This window comes from Hydrogenophaga sp. GW456-12-10-14-TSB4, from assembly GCF_059424305.1.
The window spans coordinates 200,687-216,379 of sequence record NZ_JBWKZH010000001.1 but is presented as its reverse complement, the minus strand read 5'-3'; the positions used below and the strand labels follow the sequence as shown (position 1 = coordinate 216,379).

15 protein-coding genes and 1 pseudogene are annotated in these 15,693 nt (G+C 61.4%); 6 read left to right on the top strand and 10 right to left on the bottom strand.

The annotated features are described in order from the left end of the window. Positions 1–50: 50 nt before the first annotated feature. Together AC07ZS_RS01050 and AC07ZS_RS01045 are read left to right on the top strand one after the other, a co-directional pair. On the top strand, positions 51–1,145 hold the full coding sequence (locus tag AC07ZS_RS01050) for a helix-turn-helix domain-containing protein (protein WP_291087652.1): 1,095 nt from the start codon (positions 51–53) through the stop codon (positions 1,143–1,145). Next, positions 1,138–2,040 carry a hypothetical protein gene (locus AC07ZS_RS01045; protein WP_069047377.1) on the top strand — a complete coding sequence of 301 codons (903 nt, stop codon included), beginning with the start codon at positions 1,138–1,140 and terminating at the stop codon, positions 2,038–2,040. The genes AC07ZS_RS01050 and AC07ZS_RS01045 overlap by 8 nt, the downstream gene beginning before the upstream one ends. 108 nt (positions 2,041–2,148) lie before the next feature. Here the strand turns inward: AC07ZS_RS01045 and AC07ZS_RS01040 are convergent, their stop codons facing one another. Beyond that, positions 2,149–2,646: an HU family DNA-binding protein gene (locus AC07ZS_RS01040; RefSeq protein ID WP_494796810.1), complete on the bottom strand. Its 498-nt coding sequence runs from the start codon at positions 2,644–2,646 to the stop codon at positions 2,149–2,151. 185 nt (positions 2,647–2,831) lie between these two features. On the opposite strand from AC07ZS_RS01040, the gene AC07ZS_RS01035 reads away from it, so the two are divergent. Further along, positions 2,832–4,358 (top strand): Fic family protein, encoded by a 1,527-nt coding sequence (locus tag AC07ZS_RS01035; RefSeq protein ID WP_291087647.1) that lies wholly within the window; start codon positions 2,832–2,834, stop codon positions 4,356–4,358. Between the two features lie 387 nt (positions 4,359–4,745). Here the strand turns inward: AC07ZS_RS01035 and AC07ZS_RS01030 are convergent, their stop codons facing one another. After that, on the bottom strand, positions 4,746–5,606 hold the full coding sequence (locus AC07ZS_RS01030) for a P-type ATPase actuator domain-containing protein (RefSeq protein WP_492439364.1): 861 nt from the start codon (positions 5,604–5,606) through the stop codon (positions 4,746–4,748). A gap of 718 nt (positions 5,607–6,324) precedes the next feature. On the opposite strand from AC07ZS_RS01030, the gene AC07ZS_RS01025 reads away from it, so the two are divergent. From AC07ZS_RS01025 to AC07ZS_RS01015, 3 genes and pseudogenes are all read left to right on the top strand, one after another. Further along, positions 6,325–6,801 carry a hypothetical protein gene (locus tag AC07ZS_RS01025; RefSeq protein ID WP_056278503.1) on the top strand — a complete coding sequence of 159 codons (477 nt, stop codon included), beginning with the start codon at positions 6,325–6,327 and terminating at the stop codon, positions 6,799–6,801. Between the two features lie 11 nt (positions 6,802–6,812). Next, the gene (locus AC07ZS_RS01020) at positions 6,813–7,100 is read left to right on the top strand and encodes a heavy-metal-associated domain-containing protein (RefSeq protein ID WP_056278500.1); all 288 of its coding nucleotides are present in this window, start codon (positions 6,813–6,815) and stop codon (positions 7,098–7,100) included. Between the two features lie 47 nt (positions 7,101–7,147). Then, positions 7,148–7,870 (top strand): annotated as a pseudogene (locus tag AC07ZS_RS01015) (heavy metal-binding domain-containing protein); the annotation flags it as partial. A 147-nt stretch (positions 7,871–8,017) separates the two neighbouring features. Here AC07ZS_RS01015 and AC07ZS_RS01010 read toward each other — a convergent pair. The 8 genes from AC07ZS_RS01010 to AC07ZS_RS00975 all read right to left on the bottom strand — a co-directional run bounded on the left by AC07ZS_RS01010 (position 8,018) and on the right by AC07ZS_RS00975 (position 15,690). Next, positions 8,018–8,557, bottom strand: coding sequence for a TetR/AcrR family transcriptional regulator (locus AC07ZS_RS01010; protein ID WP_200959415.1), 540 nt, complete (start codon positions 8,555–8,557; stop codon positions 8,018–8,020). A gap of 34 nt (positions 8,558–8,591) precedes the next feature. Then, a complete protein-coding gene (locus tag AC07ZS_RS01005) occupies positions 8,592–9,653 on the bottom strand; it encodes a flavin monoamine oxidase family protein (RefSeq protein ID WP_492439361.1) in 1,062 nt (353 codons plus the stop codon). Positions 9,654–9,783: 130 nt separating this feature from the next. Then, entirely contained in the window at positions 9,784–10,452 is a 669-nt protein-coding gene (locus tag AC07ZS_RS01000; protein WP_056278601.1) for a cupin domain-containing protein, read from the bottom strand. A 41-nt stretch (positions 10,453–10,493) separates the two neighbouring features. Beyond that, positions 10,494–11,114: a glutathione S-transferase family protein gene (locus AC07ZS_RS00995; RefSeq protein ID WP_056278490.1), complete on the bottom strand. Its 621-nt coding sequence runs from the start codon at positions 11,112–11,114 to the stop codon at positions 10,494–10,496. A gap of 451 nt (positions 11,115–11,565) precedes the next feature. Further along, the gene (locus AC07ZS_RS00990) at positions 11,566–11,814 is read right to left on the bottom strand and encodes a hypothetical protein (protein WP_492439358.1); all 249 of its coding nucleotides are present in this window, start codon (positions 11,812–11,814) and stop codon (positions 11,566–11,568) included. Continuing rightward, a complete protein-coding gene (locus AC07ZS_RS00985) occupies positions 11,781–12,527 on the bottom strand; it encodes a TetR/AcrR family transcriptional regulator (RefSeq protein WP_235501463.1) in 747 nt (248 codons plus the stop codon). The genes AC07ZS_RS00990 and AC07ZS_RS00985 overlap by 34 nt, the downstream gene beginning before the upstream one ends. Positions 12,528–12,671: 144 nt before the next feature. Next, positions 12,672–13,865 (bottom strand): acyl-CoA dehydrogenase family protein, encoded by a 1,194-nt coding sequence (locus AC07ZS_RS00980; protein ID WP_056278480.1) that lies wholly within the window; start codon positions 13,863–13,865, stop codon positions 12,672–12,674. Positions 13,866–13,908: 43 nt separating this feature from the next. Continuing rightward, positions 13,909–15,690 carry an acyclic terpene utilization AtuA family protein gene (locus AC07ZS_RS00975; RefSeq protein WP_322315495.1) on the bottom strand — a complete coding sequence of 594 codons (1,782 nt, stop codon included), beginning with the start codon at positions 15,688–15,690 and terminating at the stop codon, positions 13,909–13,911. Positions 15,691–15,693: the final 3 nt, after the last annotated feature.

Sequence of the window (15,693 nt, the reverse complement as noted above, 5' to 3'; positions counted from 1 at the left end):
CTCTGAACGCATAAATACGCTGTACAGCACATCATCACGGAGGTCGCTCCATGCTTCAGGAACGCCACGCCACCGAAAAGCTCCTCGATCACTTCCGCACAGCACTCAGTGAACGATTCCCGGTTCAGAGCATGGAGGTCGAGCACGAACCCAGGCTGCGCGACGGGCGCCGCGGTGACCTTGGTCTGGCGATCACCATCGACGGCGAGCAGAACCATGTCCTGGTTGAATTCAAGCGACACGCCTTTCCGCGGGATATCGAGGTGGCGCGAAGGCAACTCGCTGACTTCGCTGGCGCTGACCCGCGCATCAACCAGGTCATGGTCTGGGCGGAATCGCTCAGCGAAGGGGCCCGAAAATCGCTGGAGTCCGCCGGTATCGGCTACTTCGACGGCAGCGGCAGCCTCTCCATTCGGTTGGGCGCGCGCCAACTGCTCATCGACCGCCCCCCCCTGAAGCCCAGTTGGCGGGACGTAGGCTCTCTTTTTACGCCCGAGCGCGAAAAAGTGCTGCACGCCCTGCTGCTGCACTGGGACGCCTGGCGCACAGGCTCCGACCTCGCGCAGGCGTCAGGTGCCAGCCCAAATACGGTCTCTGTGCTCATGCGCGAGTTGGAGAAGCGCGGCATGGTCCAGAGCGAAGGAAACGGGCGCAGTGTGCGCCGCCAGCTAACGGATCCAGAGGTCCTTCTGGACACATGGGCAAAGGACTGGGGGAGCAGAAAGGTCAGCAAGCCCCGCTGGTTCGCCTTCACCCAGAACCCGGCCTCCCTTGGGGAGATGCTGGCCAAACGTATGGGAGAAGGACATCACAATGACTGGGCCTTCACTGGACAGTACGCTGCGAACAGCATTGCGCAACTTCTCACCGCCGTCAGCGGCTATGACTTGATCGTGCCGCTAGGGGCGACCTCGGCTGTTGCCGAGCAGCTGGGACTCAAGCGCGCCGACAGAGGCTTTAACGTCACTCTCCACGAGTGCGAAGATTTCGCTCTGCAGCATCGCCTCCACCTGGCTGATCGACCGGGATGGTTTGCCAGCCCGGTTGTCCAATACTTGGAACTGGCAAACGCAGGCGGGCGCAGCGGGGAACTGGCAGGCCAAGTGAAGAAGCAACTTCTCGCTGGAGGTGCACGCGATGTCTGACTCCAAGCCAGAAAGCGCGTCGGGCTATTCACTTGAAGTCACCGAGGCTTGTGAACAGGCGCTGGTCACCGTACTCGGGTGCATGGGCAGCCTGAAGGACACGGTACGCTTGGTCGGTGGACTGGTGCCCAGGTATCTCACCCCGGAGAGCCCGCCCGAGGTGCCAGCGCACGCGGGCACCTCTGACCTTGATCTGGTGATCGACCTCGCCGTGATCGCCGCCGGCGAGGACTACACCCCCATCTCGACCCGCCTCAAAGAACGTGGGTTTTCGAAGATGAAAAGGGAGCAGGGCGGTGTGTCCTCATGGCAGTGGGAGGCCAAGACAGAGCGGGGCGTGCCGGTGCGCGTGGAGTTTCTGTGCGATGCGACTGGCGACGAACCCGCGCGGCTTCGCTCGCTGGGTGCGGAATCGATTTCGGCGATGGCCATCCCTCACATGTCGATTGCGCAAACCCTCTATGAAACGAAAGAGGTGAAAGCGCAACTGCTGGACGGCAAGGGCGTTGCCGTGGAGCGCATTCACTACGCCAACCAGCTGGCATTTGTTGTGCTCAAGGCCATCGCGTTCGACCAGCGCGGCGCGAACAAGGACGTGGGGGATCTCATCCACGTTTTGCAGTACGGCAGCGACTTGGAGGAGGGCGCTCGCGCGTTCGCGGCGCAGTTCAAACAGGGTGCCCACCGTGCTGCGCTGGAGAGCGCGTTGGACTGCCTTCGACGCAGCTTCTGCGCCCGCGGTGACACGGAGGGCCATTTCATGAAGGGTTCGGTCGCCTACGGCCGATTTCACAAGCCCGACAACGTCGACGAACGCCTGCAGTTGCAACTTCAGGCCAGTGCTCTGGTGGATATGTATGTACAGCTGGTCCAGGCGGAAATTGAAAAGGGCTGAGTCCGCGACGGCCCGCAAACGAAGCTTGGGACACGGCGAGGCTGGCCGCAGACTGCTCGAAAAGAGAAAGAGGGCACGATAGCCCCCTTTGCACGAGATCAGCGCCGATTACAGAGCGGCGTCCTTGACCTTCTTGAAGAAGCGAGCCTTGACCTTGACCGATGCGGGCTTGGCGGCAAACATGCGCTCGACCTTGGTGAATGGGTCAATTCCCTTGCGGGCCTTCTTGGCAGGCACTTGGGTGGCAGCGACTTTGAAGACGCCTGGCCAAGTGAACTCGCCCGCGCCCTTCTTGGACAAAGACGCGAGGATGGCCGCCTCCAGTGAGCCGAGCACGGCCTTGACCGTTTTGGGCTCGGCACCGGAGGCTTGCACCAGGTGGGCGACCAGCGTGGTCTTGTTGAAAGTTTCCTTGATCGGCTTGAGCACGCTCACCTGTTTGGTGACGGTCTTCTTCGCGGCTGCCTTGGGGGCTGCCTTCTTTGCAGTGGCCATTCTTTTGTGACTCCACGGTTGGGTAAATAGGACGCTGCGCCATTCGCGCAGTACGTGGAGTTTATGGCGGCAGGAGAGGCGCCTTTTTCTCGCATGGCATGAGTTGCTCAATCCATGTGCTGGTCTCGACACCGCAGCCGGTCTGTTGAGCGCCACAAGTGCGGCCTCTCAGTGGAACGTTGGTCGGCGGCTGTAGACGTTTTGCCGAACGATTGATAACATGTAGATGTTTTTCCAGTTTCAAAGATGTTCTGGCGATTGCAACGTCCTGCTGGTCGCTCCAACACACAAAACCCATGCCGCATCCCACTCCTCGCCTGTACTTGGGTTACGAGTCGTTAATCCGACGTTTCGGTTTGCGCGTGCCGCCTCTGCAGCGGATTTTTGTGGCGACCGAGCAGACGCTGGAAAGGCATACCTTCACCCCAGACGGCAGTGAGCGCATCGAGTTGCCTTTGAGGCGCCTGAGCGATCCCGAGGCATATACGGGCCAACTCACCTTTGCGCTCAAGCGAGAGCACTTGAACCTGACGGTGCTGGGGGCGCTCTTTGAACATCAAGAGGCTCGTGACGGCGTACAGGAATGGCTGCATGCCATGCCCAGCTCGCGTTACTCTCGAATGGCTGGCCACCTCGTGGAATGGCTCTCTGAGCACAAGTTGGACTACGACATGCCCGCCGGCAACCCGCGAATTTTCTTGCTCGACCCGGTGCACCATGTTTGCGGGCCCAAGGTGCTGGACGCCAAGTTCGGCATCATCAACAACGTGCTTGGTGGTCGCGCGTACAGCCCGCTCGTTCGTCGAACGCCTCGGCTTACAGCCTTGCTGGAGGAGGGACTTGCTGAGAAGGTGAAAACCGCCATGAGCAGCATCGAACCCGAGATGCTGGCCCGCGCGGTGGACTACCTCTACCTGTCCGAGACTCGCTCGACCTACAACATCGAAAACGAAATCCCCGACAGCCATCGCGCGGGCCGGTTTCGCAAGCTGCTGGAATCCGCCGGCGAACCCGGCCCACTCACGGAAGAGCAACTGTGTGCCTGGCAGAACCAGATCGTCAGCGACCACGCAGCGGAGTACCAGTACCGCCCCAAGCAGAACTGGTTGTCCCGTCCAGGGCGTATGCGCAACATCGCAGACTTCATTCCACCGCCCGTCGCACTGGTCGACCCCATGATGGATGACGTTGCCGCACTGGCAACAGCCGCGTCCAACGGCGAGCTCGATCCTGTTGTCGCGGCCACTTGCGCCTCGTTCGGTCTGGTGTTTGTGCACCCCTTCTTTGACGGCAACGGGCGACTGCACCGGTTCTTGCTCCACCACGTGCTTCGCCAGGCCGGTTTCACCCCCGGGGGCGTCGTGCTGCCTTTGTCGGCCCGCATGCTGAGCCAGCTTGAGCGCTACTCGAAGCTGTTGAAGAGCTATTCACGCCCACGCACGGATCTGCTGGAATACATGCTGGACGGCGATAGCGCAACGATCCTGGTCAAGTCACCACAGCCGCAGTGGCTGTACGCTTACTTCGACGCAACCGATCTGTGCGAATTCATCCTGGAATGCTGCAAGCTGTGCGTTGAAGAGGATCTGCTGTCCGAGGTGATCTACCTGCGCGCTCACGACAACACGGTCAAGGACTTGGAAGCCTGGCTGGACATGCGCCAGTCCCAGCTGAATACCCTCATCGATGTCATCGTTCAGGGCAACGGCACGCTGTCCAAACGCAAGCGCAAACTGGCGGAAGGCCTGACCGATGAGCAACTTGCCAGGGTGGAGTCCGTCGTAGGCGAGCACTTTGCGGCATACATCGACGCCCGCGTCTGAGTAGATGTTTTTCCGTGGATACGGGCGTTGGTAGACGAATTTCCGCAGTCAAAGACGTTTTTTCAAGTGGTTGGTTTTGGAATGAACGTTTCTGCCACCGCTCGTGCTTCCGGGCTTGGCCCGTCCGAACCAAGGAATTTGCCGTATGACCTCTTGGTCGGCACGGTAAGGTCACGGCCCTGGTGTGCGTTTTCTGGTTATCTACCCAGCATGCTGAGCCTATGCACGACCCTGCACCTCGGCCGACATGCCGCGCCAGGGAACGTCGCTTACTTTGGTAGAGGAGAGCAACACTAGACTAGCTTCTTCGGCGGCGTTCATATGGCGCGCGCCAGCGGGTACTCACTGCCGGCCTGGATAGCGGCGCTCCAGGACAGTAGACTATCTTCATGATCGGGCGCTGCCAGCGCCGTGACCAACGTCGACTTGCCTTCGGTGAACGTGCTCGCCTTGTCGATCGCGACGGTGTCGACACTGTGCGCGACCTCCAGAGTTTCGGCATCCTTGATCAGGATGCCTTGGCGAACGGCCACCCCGGTGCCGGCCATGCTGCCTGTGGACGTCGCAAGGTCCACGGCCCACGGCACGCGGACACGCGATCAACAGCACCACCGGAACAAGGACGGCACTCACGCGGTCAACGCTACGCTGTAGCGGCGCTTTCTCGGCCTGCGCCGACTCGACCATACGAACGATGCGCGAGAGCGTGGACTCCGCGCCCACCGCAGTGGTTTCCACCCGCAGCAGTACCCGGGCATTGACGGCGCCGCCGGTGACCTTGTCGCCCGCGTGCTTGGCCACCGGCAGACTCTCGCCTGTGATCAGCGATTCGTCCACCCGGCTGGAGCCGATGGTGACTACACCGTCGACCGGAATACGCTCTCCCGGGCGCACCACCACGATGCCCCCGATCTTTACCTGCGAAATCGCAATATCCACGTTGCCATAAGGCATACGTGCGCGTGCCACCTTGGGCTTGAGGGTGTTGAGCGCCGCGATGACGGCGGTGGTATGGCGCTTGGCGCGCGACTTGAGCCATTTGCCCAGCAGAACCAGTGTGACGATCACCGCTGCGGCTTCGAAGTACGGGTGCGGCGTGCCGTGCTCCGCGTGCTTGAACAGCAGATAGACGCTCAGGCCGTATCCGGCGCTGGTACCCTGGGCCACCAACAGGTCCATGTTGCCGGCACCTGCTCGCACGGCATTCCAGCCCGCGCGGTAGAGGCGCGCGTCCAGCCAGTACTGCACCGGTGTGGCCAGTGCCAGCCTTCCAGTCTGTTCGGTGGCGAACCGACCATCGTGCTGCGCCGCCGCACACTTTATTGGTCGGGGACCGTCTTCCGGCCAGCTTTCTTGATTTGCATCAAGACGGCTTGAGCCCACATGTTTAGCCTTGAATTGTTTCCACAGTTCGTCTGACCAAGATGCACATTCACCGCCGCTCGCTGCGCCATGCCACCAGGATCATCCTGGCGGTGTGGCTGTTTGCATTGGGCGCCGGGGTGGCCAATGCCTGCCTCTTGAGCGAGCCTGACCACGGCGGTCACGATTCTTCAACGGTGTCACCACACCATGAATCGGTTGCACAAGGCCATCACCGCGCACAAAGCGACCCTGTTGATGCGGGATGCTTGAGGTTCTGTGATGAAGCACCGCTGGCCATCACCAAGGTCGATCAGCCCCTCGCCGACGGCAGTTCGGGTTGGGTGGGCGTGCTTTCGCGGACTGGGGCGCCAACCATGGCCACACCCACCGCAGTTCAGCTGCGGGTACACGCCACCAGACCCCCGCACATGGCTTCGCCCATCGCTGCGCGACCCCATCGTTTGACCTTGTAGACCGCTTCGCAGCCCATTGCGAAGAGCGCTCTTGCTGTCTGGGTCACCCAGATGGCGTCCCATCTCCTGTCTGGCATCCCCTTTGTTGCCGCCTGCGGCGGCTCCCCCATTCCTTCAAGAACACCATCATGAAAACCATCCACACCCTCCTCACGCTTTCGACCGCCGTCTTGCTGACCGCTTGCGCGAACCCCAACGCCCCGGCAGCGGGTCCCATGTCGGCGGCCAATGCAGATCAACACGCTGCGCATCTAGCAGCTGTGGCACCGTCTGGGGCGCCGTCAGCCATGCACGACCACATGAAAGACATGCAGGCCATGCGCGACAAGATGATGAATGCCAAGACGCCAGCAGAGCGCCAGGCCTTGATGGCCGAGCACATGAAAACCATGCACGAAGGCATGGCCATGATGAAAGGCATGAAGGGGATGGGCAGCATGCACGGCAAGGCGGGCATGCCGGGAATGGCGGGCATGAAGGACATGCCCATGGACATGTCCAAGCACCATCAGATGATGGAGATGCGCATGGACCTGATGCAGACCATGATGGAAATGATGATGCAGCGCATGCCGGATGGAACCATGCCGCCCGCCGGCAAGTGAAGGAGATCACGATGAACATCATCGATCTCGATGTGCAGGGCATGACCTGCGGTGCCTGCGTCCAGCGCGTCACGACGGCCCTGGCTCCAATCGACGGTGTGCAAGACGTCGCAGTGGATCTGCGAGCTGGCCGTGTGAGGGTCACAGCTGAGGCGAACGTGGCGCCATCGCAGCTGATTTCTGCATTGGCGGCAAGGCGCTACGAAAGCGAGGTGGTCACAAATGGCGCCCCGTCGGGTCAGGCAACCGACAGTCCGCCACCGCCAGCTGCGCCCAAGGGCGGTTGCTGCTGCAGTTGACCCCACCACGGGCTTGGCAAAGCCAGCCTGAAGATTGGAGCCATGCCATGGAGTCACATCGTCATCACGAACACCGTCACGCTGGAGGCCCGGGTGCGCCGGCCTCTCTACCTGTGACATCTCCGCTGGAAGGCACGGGCTACACCTGTCCGATGCATCCGGAGATCCGACAGGACCAGCCGGGCAACTGTCCCAAGTGCGGCATGTCGCTGGAGCCGGTCATGCCGGCGCTGGACGAGGCCGAGAACCCCGAGTTGCTCGATTTCCAGCGCCGCTTCTGGTGGACCCTGCCGCTCACGGTGGTGGTGGCCGTGTTGGCGATGTTCGGCCACAGCTTCGGCTGGTTCGAGATGGCGACCCAGAGCTGGATCGAACTCGTGCTCACCGTGCCCATCGTGCTGTGGGCCGGCTGGCCGTTTTTTGTGCGGGGCGCACAGTCGGTGCTGAACCGCAGCCCCAACATGTGGATCCTCATCAGCCTGGGCACGGGTTCGGCGTTTGTCTACAGCGTGGTGGCCACGGTGGCGCCCCAGGTGTTTCCCGATTCGTTCGTTTCGATGGGGCGCGTGTCGGTGTACTTCGAGGCGGCGGCGGTGATCATCTCGCTCACCTTGCTGGGCCAGCTGCTGGAACTCAAGGCGCGTGCGCAAACCTCGGCGGCCATTCGCTCGCTGCTGGGGCTGGCGCCCAAGACCGCGCGGCGCATCCAGCCCGACGGGCAGGAGGAAGACGTGCCGTTGGCCCATGTGCATGTAGGCGATAAATCTCGACCTCTTCATTGCTTCTCCTTGCGCCCCTTCGGGCTTGCCGGAAAGCAACCGTGCCTCTAGTTTTGAAAAGTCCGGAATTCGGGGGAGACGTCAGAATTAAAGGAAGAGGGCGAGTAGCCCAATAAAAGCGCACGAACTGGACCAAAGCTACTGACAACGGGCGTTCAGCAGTCGGGTTGCGACGTCAAACGCAACAAGGTCCTCTTCAGTACGCGCTGCGAGATGGGCACCTTCCAGCATGGCCAGGGTCGCGGGCGCCTCGTATGCCGGATCAAGGATTGCCGATATGGACCCGTCCCTTTGGCCGAGTTCGAACGTCGCAGTGATCCATTGCAGGATCATTGCGCGGACGGCGCTGACTTTGGCGATGACCACTTCAGACAAGCTTTCCCGGCTGGTTGAAAAGGCAACGCACAGACAAACGGTGCGGCCATCATCCAGGGCTGCTCGGTACAGGGCAATCAGGGCCTTGAGGCGTGCACCGGCGGTGGCGTGGGTTGCTTCGATCTCGGCCAGGCGATGCTGCAGGTTGGTCTGATATCGCTCGATCAATGCTTCGGAAAGATTGGCCTTGGTCGGAAAATGGTGGTGGATCGACGCTTTTCGAATGCCGATCGCCTCTGCCATATCGCCATAGCTGAAGCCGTCGAAACCCCGTGACCGGGCTGCGTGTTCAGCAAAATCCATCAGGGCGACTCTGGTGTCTCTGTTCGTTGTCATTTCACCTTTCTATGTGTCCTAGGTTTGCCAGCGCCAGCTCCGATGCTTCCAGCGCCCCCTCAAGGTATCCTCCGAATTTAGGCGCCACCTCGGTCCCGGCAAGGATCAAATCGCCATCCCAAAGTCCATTGAGAACGCGGGGCAAACCGTATTGCGAGTTGACATGTGGCGCCTGTCCGTCCAGTTCGGTCGCTGTCAAGCGGTCATAAGCCCAGTCCTTGAGACACAGAATACTTGGTGTGGCGGCTTCTGGTCCGAACAGACGGATCAACTGGGCCTGTATCTGTCGGCGCAGGGCCTGTTGGTCGGATCGCGCCCTGGGCGGCACGCCGATGAACCCGAAAAGGGCATAAGGCCCGCCTGAGGCCGGGCTGGCATCATGGATTTCGACCACCGGACCATGACGACTCATGGCATCACCGGAAAGGCCAGCCTCAAGCCAAAAAGGCCGATCATAGACAGCCACGGCCTTGGCATGGCCTGCCATCCAGGTTGCGATTCCCTCCAGCTCTGTCAACGCAGCGATTGGCAGCGTCGGCGTAAAGGACATTCTTACGGCCATGCGCGGGGGCAGGGCCAGAACCACCCGCCGTGCCTGGATGCTCACGCCATCCTCAGACGTTGCGATGATCCCCGGTGCTGCCCGGGTTAGCATACGGATCGTTGTCGAAACACGGCGTCGTTGCGCCGGAACCTCATTCTCAAGGGCCGCGATCAAGGCGCCCAACCCCCCCTCCAGCCGCCAGGCCCCCTGCGTTGAGGCATACCCTCGTCCACGATGAACACGGCCCTGCTCATTCTCGAAGATCACATCGCCCTGACAGAACTGATCGAACCGGGACAGCCCTAAGCGTTCGGTGAGCGCTGCGATCCTGGGTTGTCCTGGCCAAAACCACGTGGGACCCAGATCAAAATGAGCGGCACCCTCGCGCACGGTCAGGATGCGACCGCCCAAGCGGTCACGCGCCTCGACCAAAAGGAAATCGCGGCCTTGTGCAGCAAGCTTTGCAGCCAAGGCCAGCCCGGACAGGCCACCACCGATGATCAGGGTATCGGTCAGCATCGCTCAAGACACCTCGCCAGCGAAGGACAACCGATTCGTCTTTGTTGGCCACACAGTCGTCACGATAGACACCCGCGGGTCGGTAGCGGTGGTGCTGTAAGCTCTGCCGGGGAATCTGCCGTAGCCATGGCTAAGCAGCGGGTGCTTTGGCAAATGGCAGGTGTCCTGTCTTCATCCAGATTTTCGCGCCATCGCCCGTCGCCATCGCGGACAAGCTTTGGCCTTCGGGCAGGCGCAGCCAAGTGTGCTTTCCCAGTATCTCGCCTTCCACGGTGAGAGCGCCGTTTATCACCAGCAGCTCTATCCCGCCGGACACCTCAGACTTCAGAGTTGCGCCCGCCTCAAGCCTGCTGTAACTGACGGTCTCACGATGGTCCTCATATAGCATTGCGCTGGCAATGCCATCCACCGGGGTGCCCAGTTCGGCTTCCATGTCCTTGCGAAACTGTGTGCGATCCGCCATGTCGAATTGCCATAATTTCACAAAGATCGTGCATCCCTCGTCAGAGCCTGGCGTATGGGACGTCGTTGGGGGGTTGCGCACATAGGTGCCGACAGGAAAATCACCGTGCTCGTCTTGAAACACTCCATCGAGCACGATGAACTCCTCGCCCCCCGTATGGGTATGTGCCGAGAACTTGCTGTCCGGCGCATACCGCACGATGGTCGTGGCGCGGGCAACTTCGCCCCCAATTCGGTCCAGCATGCGCCGCTCTACCCCCTTCATGGGCGAGGGTCGCCATTCCAACTCGCGCGAATGCACCACAACACGCTTGGAAAAATCTGCGTTGATCTCCATGAAACCCACTCCTTTGACCCCTACAACCCGGAGATCGCGCATTAACCGGCAATCGAAGGACGGGCTGCAACCTTTGCACGCCAAGCATGGAGATTGACCAGGGACTCGGGGATTTCAACCTTGGCGAAATCCGCAAACGCCAGACCCGCAAAGGCAGTGATGTCAGCGATAGAGAAGTTGTCGCCTGCGAGAAACTCATTTTCCGACAGAACGCTATCCAGATAGGCCATGGTAGCGCTAGCAACTTCCCTCTGCTTGTTGCCCCATTCGGCGCATTGCCAGGTCTCCAGATCCGGACCAAGGCCGGGAGTAGCGTGATGGAAATAGGCGCCGACCGCGTTCATCAAACCGTTTTCTGCCCGCAGATTCATCATCGTGATGCGGGCACGCTCCTTTGGGGTTGCGCCGGTTAGGGAAGGACCATCGAAAACGCCATCGATATATTCAGTGATGGCGTTGCACTGGGCGATACAGGTGCCGTCGTCAAGCTCCAGCAGGGGCACGGTAGCATCCGGATTTTTCGCTTTGAAAGCATCGCAGCGGTGCTCGCCGCTCATCACATCCACTGGGACGAATTCAACCTTGTCCGTTGCATCCTTTTCTGCCAGAGCGATGCGGACTCGCAGTGGGTTTGGAAAGCCTTTGATGTCGTAGATTTTCATTGAGTGTTCTATTGACGATTTTTGTAACGCGCCATTGTACTACCTATCAGTAGGTTGTCAATTCTTATGTGCGGCTTTACAAACAGGCCCCAGGACCAAGCGAAATTCGCTGCTTCAGCTGAGCTGAACCGTTCGCGACATTCACATGATCGGCAGGATCAGCGCGACCCAGCGACGTCAAGTGGAACACCTTCTGCGCTGTTCGGCTCTACGACTGTGACTCGCTTTCAGGTAGTGTCATGGCGCGATCTTCTTGTCTCCACCTTGTTGTGGTGGTTGCGGCCGACAGTCATGCCGTATCTCCGCCATGGAGAAGAACGCCGGGCGCCAATGAAGACTACCGCTGATTGGAGTAGTTCGCGTAGGACGTAGTCGTGGCTGGCCAGTCCGAGAAAACGCCAATCACACCCGCCTCGCGGACGAGCACGTCGAGCACACGCATCATGTCGCCTTAGGTCTTGATGGCCGAATCGAACGTCTGGTAATACAGGCCGTTGTCGCCATCGGCCAGCAGACCCGAGCGCTCCAGGGTCCAGGCAATGATGTCCAGACCGGCCGAGCGGGCGTTTCGCGCGTACTGCGAGGGCGCGATCCACTCTGAAGTGTCGGTGCTCAGCAGGGCGAAGACCGGCGGCGCCATGATGTTGATGCCCTGGCTCTTGTACTTCACGAGTTCGGCCTGGCTGGGCAGATCGGCCACGGTGTTGGCGTCGTCCGGATACACCGCCTGACGCCCAAAGGCGCGTTCAACATCAAGTCCGGCTTTGCCGGGGGGACGTGTATGCACAGGGCCACCACTGCGTCGGTCAGGTCATCAATCGAGATTCCCATTTCAGACTTGAACCACTGCGCTGACCCGTTCAGCACACCAAAGATCAAATGGCGCGCAACCGGAACCTCGACCTGCAAGCAGCCAGTCAGCGAGAGCTCTTGGAGCACGGACGTCCATGTCGCTTCGTATTCACCTTGCAGCTTCGCGATGACTTTGTGTTGCATAGCATTGAGGTAGCGCGACTCGTAGAGCACCACATGCATGAAGTCGCTGTTTGGTCCCAGAATCGTTTCGAAATGCGATCGGATCAATTGCCGCAGCGTGGTCACAGCGTCATGCTCGGCAAGTAGCACGATCATCTGGCGCGCCATCGCGCTGCGCATGCCTTCCTGAATCACTTCATGCAATAGCGCATCCTTGCTTTTGAAGTGACAAAACAGTGATCCGGAATGCATGCCGACGGCGCAGGCGATGTCGCGCGTGCTCGTGCCGTTGAAGCCGTAGCGTCGAAACAGTTTGGCCGCGGCCTTGACGACATCTTGGCGGCGATTGCCTTCATTTCGCTCCTGCGGCGTCTTGCGTGGGCGGCCTCGCGGCCGCTTGGCTGCTTCGAAAGTGGGGAGGGAGCGCACGGCACACATCATCCGAAAACGAGTAGCGAGGCCTGCCAATGATGTCGGGTCGAAAGCTCAGGCGACCCCGAAAACGGCGGACGGAGGCCTCGACCGTATTGCGAACATCGGTCTCGGTCTGGGTGGTCGGTACCGGGGATGACGGCCATCGGCTCAGTATGACTTAGGCAAGCCCAATACATGTTCGCCGATGTAGTTGAGCAGCATCTCGTTGTTGATGGGCGCGATTTCCAGCAGGCGCACCATGGGCCACAACGTGATGATGTCGTAGTCGCGGTCGAATCCGTAGCCGCCGTGGGTTTGCAGCGCGGCCTCTACGGCGGCCACCGCCGCTTGCGAGCCCAGCAGCTTGGCCATGTTGGCGTGGGCACCAGCATCCTCGCCGGCGTCGAAGCGCTCGGCGGCGTTGTAGGTCATCAGCCGCGCTGCCTCGATCTGCGCCTTGGCCTGCGCCATACGGTGCTGCAGTGCCTGGTAGGAGCCAATTGGCTTGCCGAAGGGCTTACGCTCCTTCGAATAGGCTACCGCCTTGGCCAGCGCATAGTCGCCCAAGCCGATTGCGGCTCCAGCGGCCAGCAGGCGCTCCGAGTTCAGGCCTTCGAACATCAGCTTGGCGCCCTTGCCGGCTTCGCCGATCAGTGCGTCGGCGGGCAGCTTGACGTTGTCAAAGAACACCATGTACTGGCGCTCGGCGGTTTCGACCTGGATGTTGAGTTGCGTCAGCTGGATTCCGGGCGTTTTCATGTCAAGCACGAACAGCGAGATGCCGTCGGTGCGATGCTTCACCTCGCCTGCCTTGGTGGTGCGAGCGATCACCAGCATGTAGTCGGCATCGCGCGCGCCAGAAATGAAGACCTTCTGGCCATTGAGCACCCAGCCATCGCCGTCCGGTGTGGCCAGTGTGGTCATGGCAAAGCTGTTGGTGCCGGCATTGGGCTCGGTGATGGCAAAACACAACTTCTTCTCGCCGGTGCAAGTCGGCGTGACGTATTTCCTGATCTGCTCGGGTGTGCCGTGGCGCATGATCGGTACCCGGCCCAGCCCTGTGACGACCAGGAACAGCGTGGGCACGCCGGCCAAAGCCAGCGCTTCATTGAGCGCGGTGATCTCCAGTACGCCGCCTCCGGAGCCGCCATACTCTTCCGGGACGGACAGGCCGAGCAGGCCGAACTCGCCGAGCTTTTGCCACAGCTCGTCGGGGAAGCGATCTTCCTTGATGCACTGGAGGATGTAGCTGCGCGGGTACAGGGTGGTGACGCCGCGGGTGGCTTCCTGCACGTCGCGGATACGCGCGCTCAAGGCGGTGGAAGCCGTGTTGGCTATCGCGGTAGTGGCCGAGGTGTTCATGGTGTATTTCTCTGTCTTGGATTGGGGGCAGGGGCGAAAGTTGTCAAAGTGCCAAGTCGGCTGGGATCGGGACTGGAAAATCGAGCAGCATCTGCGCAAAGGCTTTGCCCTGCGAGTCCATGCGAACCGAAGCGATGCCGCCGCCGCCCAGGGCTTCGTGCATCAGAAAGTTCAGCGCGTGCGTGCCGGGCAGGTCAAAGCGCTGCACGCTGCCCTTGACGAGGTGGGCGAACCAGGCCGCCACGGCCTGCTCGGTCAGGGCGGCGCGGATGAAAGGCAGGTAGCCGGGTTGACGCGCCAGGACGCCGATGTTGGCGGCGTCGCCCTTGTCGCCGCTGCGGCCCCAGGCCAGCTTCACCAGCGGCACTATGCGCGTGCCGCGCGCATAGGCGTCGGCGGCAGGCAGCGGGCCGCCGACCTGGGGCAGGGTCGCCGGATCAAACGCCTGGCCGTGCCATGGCGGTGCCGCCACGGTCTTGTCGCCCATGTCGATGCTCGCGGCCAGCTGGGTCTTGGGGATCAGGCAGGAAAACAGCCGAACCACCGGTTGCACCTTGGGTCGACCACCGGTGAAGCCCGTGATGGCCGGGGCCGACATCAGGGCCATCGGCGCCACTTCGCGCGAAAACAGTTCGAGTGCGTCCTTGACCGGGTGGCGCACGCCGACCTTGAGCATCACTTCGCGCGCATCGGGCCGAGCGTGGGGGCCGTAGGTGTCTTCAGCGCCGATGGCCTCGACACAAGTTTCGGTGAAGTCGGGCCAACCGCGCTGTGCATAGTGTCGCCGCATGCGCGCCAGCATTGCGGCGCCGACGCGCTGCCCCTTGGCGCCGGCATTGATGCCGCCGATCATGAACAAGCTCATGGCCCGAAAGCCGTCGGCGTAGGTGACGCTGACTTTGGCCTGATCGGTCGGCGGGAGGCCGCGCGCGCCCTTGACCTCGACGCGGTCGGGGCCGATCTGCGTCAGCGTGACGCTGGTGAAGTCGCACACCACATCGGGCAGGATGTAGGCGCGCGGGTCGCCGATTTCATAGAGCATCTGCTCGCCCACCGTGGAGTGGCAGACCAGCCCGCCAGTGCCTTCGGGCTTGGTGATGACGAAGCTGCCGTCGGCGCGGCACTCGGCGATGGGAAAGCCCATGTCGTCCCAGCCCGGCACCGAATCCCAGTCAGTGTAGTTGCCGCCGGTGGCCTGCGTGCCGCACTCGATCAGGTGACCAGCCAGGCTGCCCTGCGCGAGCAGATCGTGGTCGGCGGCGGTCCAGCCAAAGGCATGGATAAGCGGCGCCAGTGTGACCGCGCTGTCGACGCAGCGGCCAGTGACCACGACGTCGGCGCCGGCATCGAGCGCCGCGGCGATCGGGAAGGCGCCCAGATAGGCGTTGGCGCTCATGACTTTTTGTGGAAAGGGGCTGCCCGCGAACATCTCTTGGGTGTTGGCCGAGCGCAGGGCCTCAACCTGGGGCATCAGGTCGTCGCCCAGCACGGCGGCGATGTTCAGATCGACACCTTCGGCCTGGGCTGCTGCCACCAGCGCGGCGCGACAGGCGGACGGGTTGACACCGCCCGCGTTGGCAATGACCTTGATGCCGCGCGACTTCAGTTCCTTCATCAGGGGCTGGAGGGTGGTCACGAAATCCGGTGCATAGCCCTGTGCCGGGTCTTTGGCCTTGGCGCGGCTGAGCAGCGACATGGTGATTTCGGCCAAGTAGTCGAACACCAGGACGTCGATGTTGCCGCGCTGCACCAGTTGGGCGGCGGCGAACTCGGAGTCGCCCCAGAAGCCCGAGGCGCTGCCAATACGAAGGGTTATTTTTTTCATGGA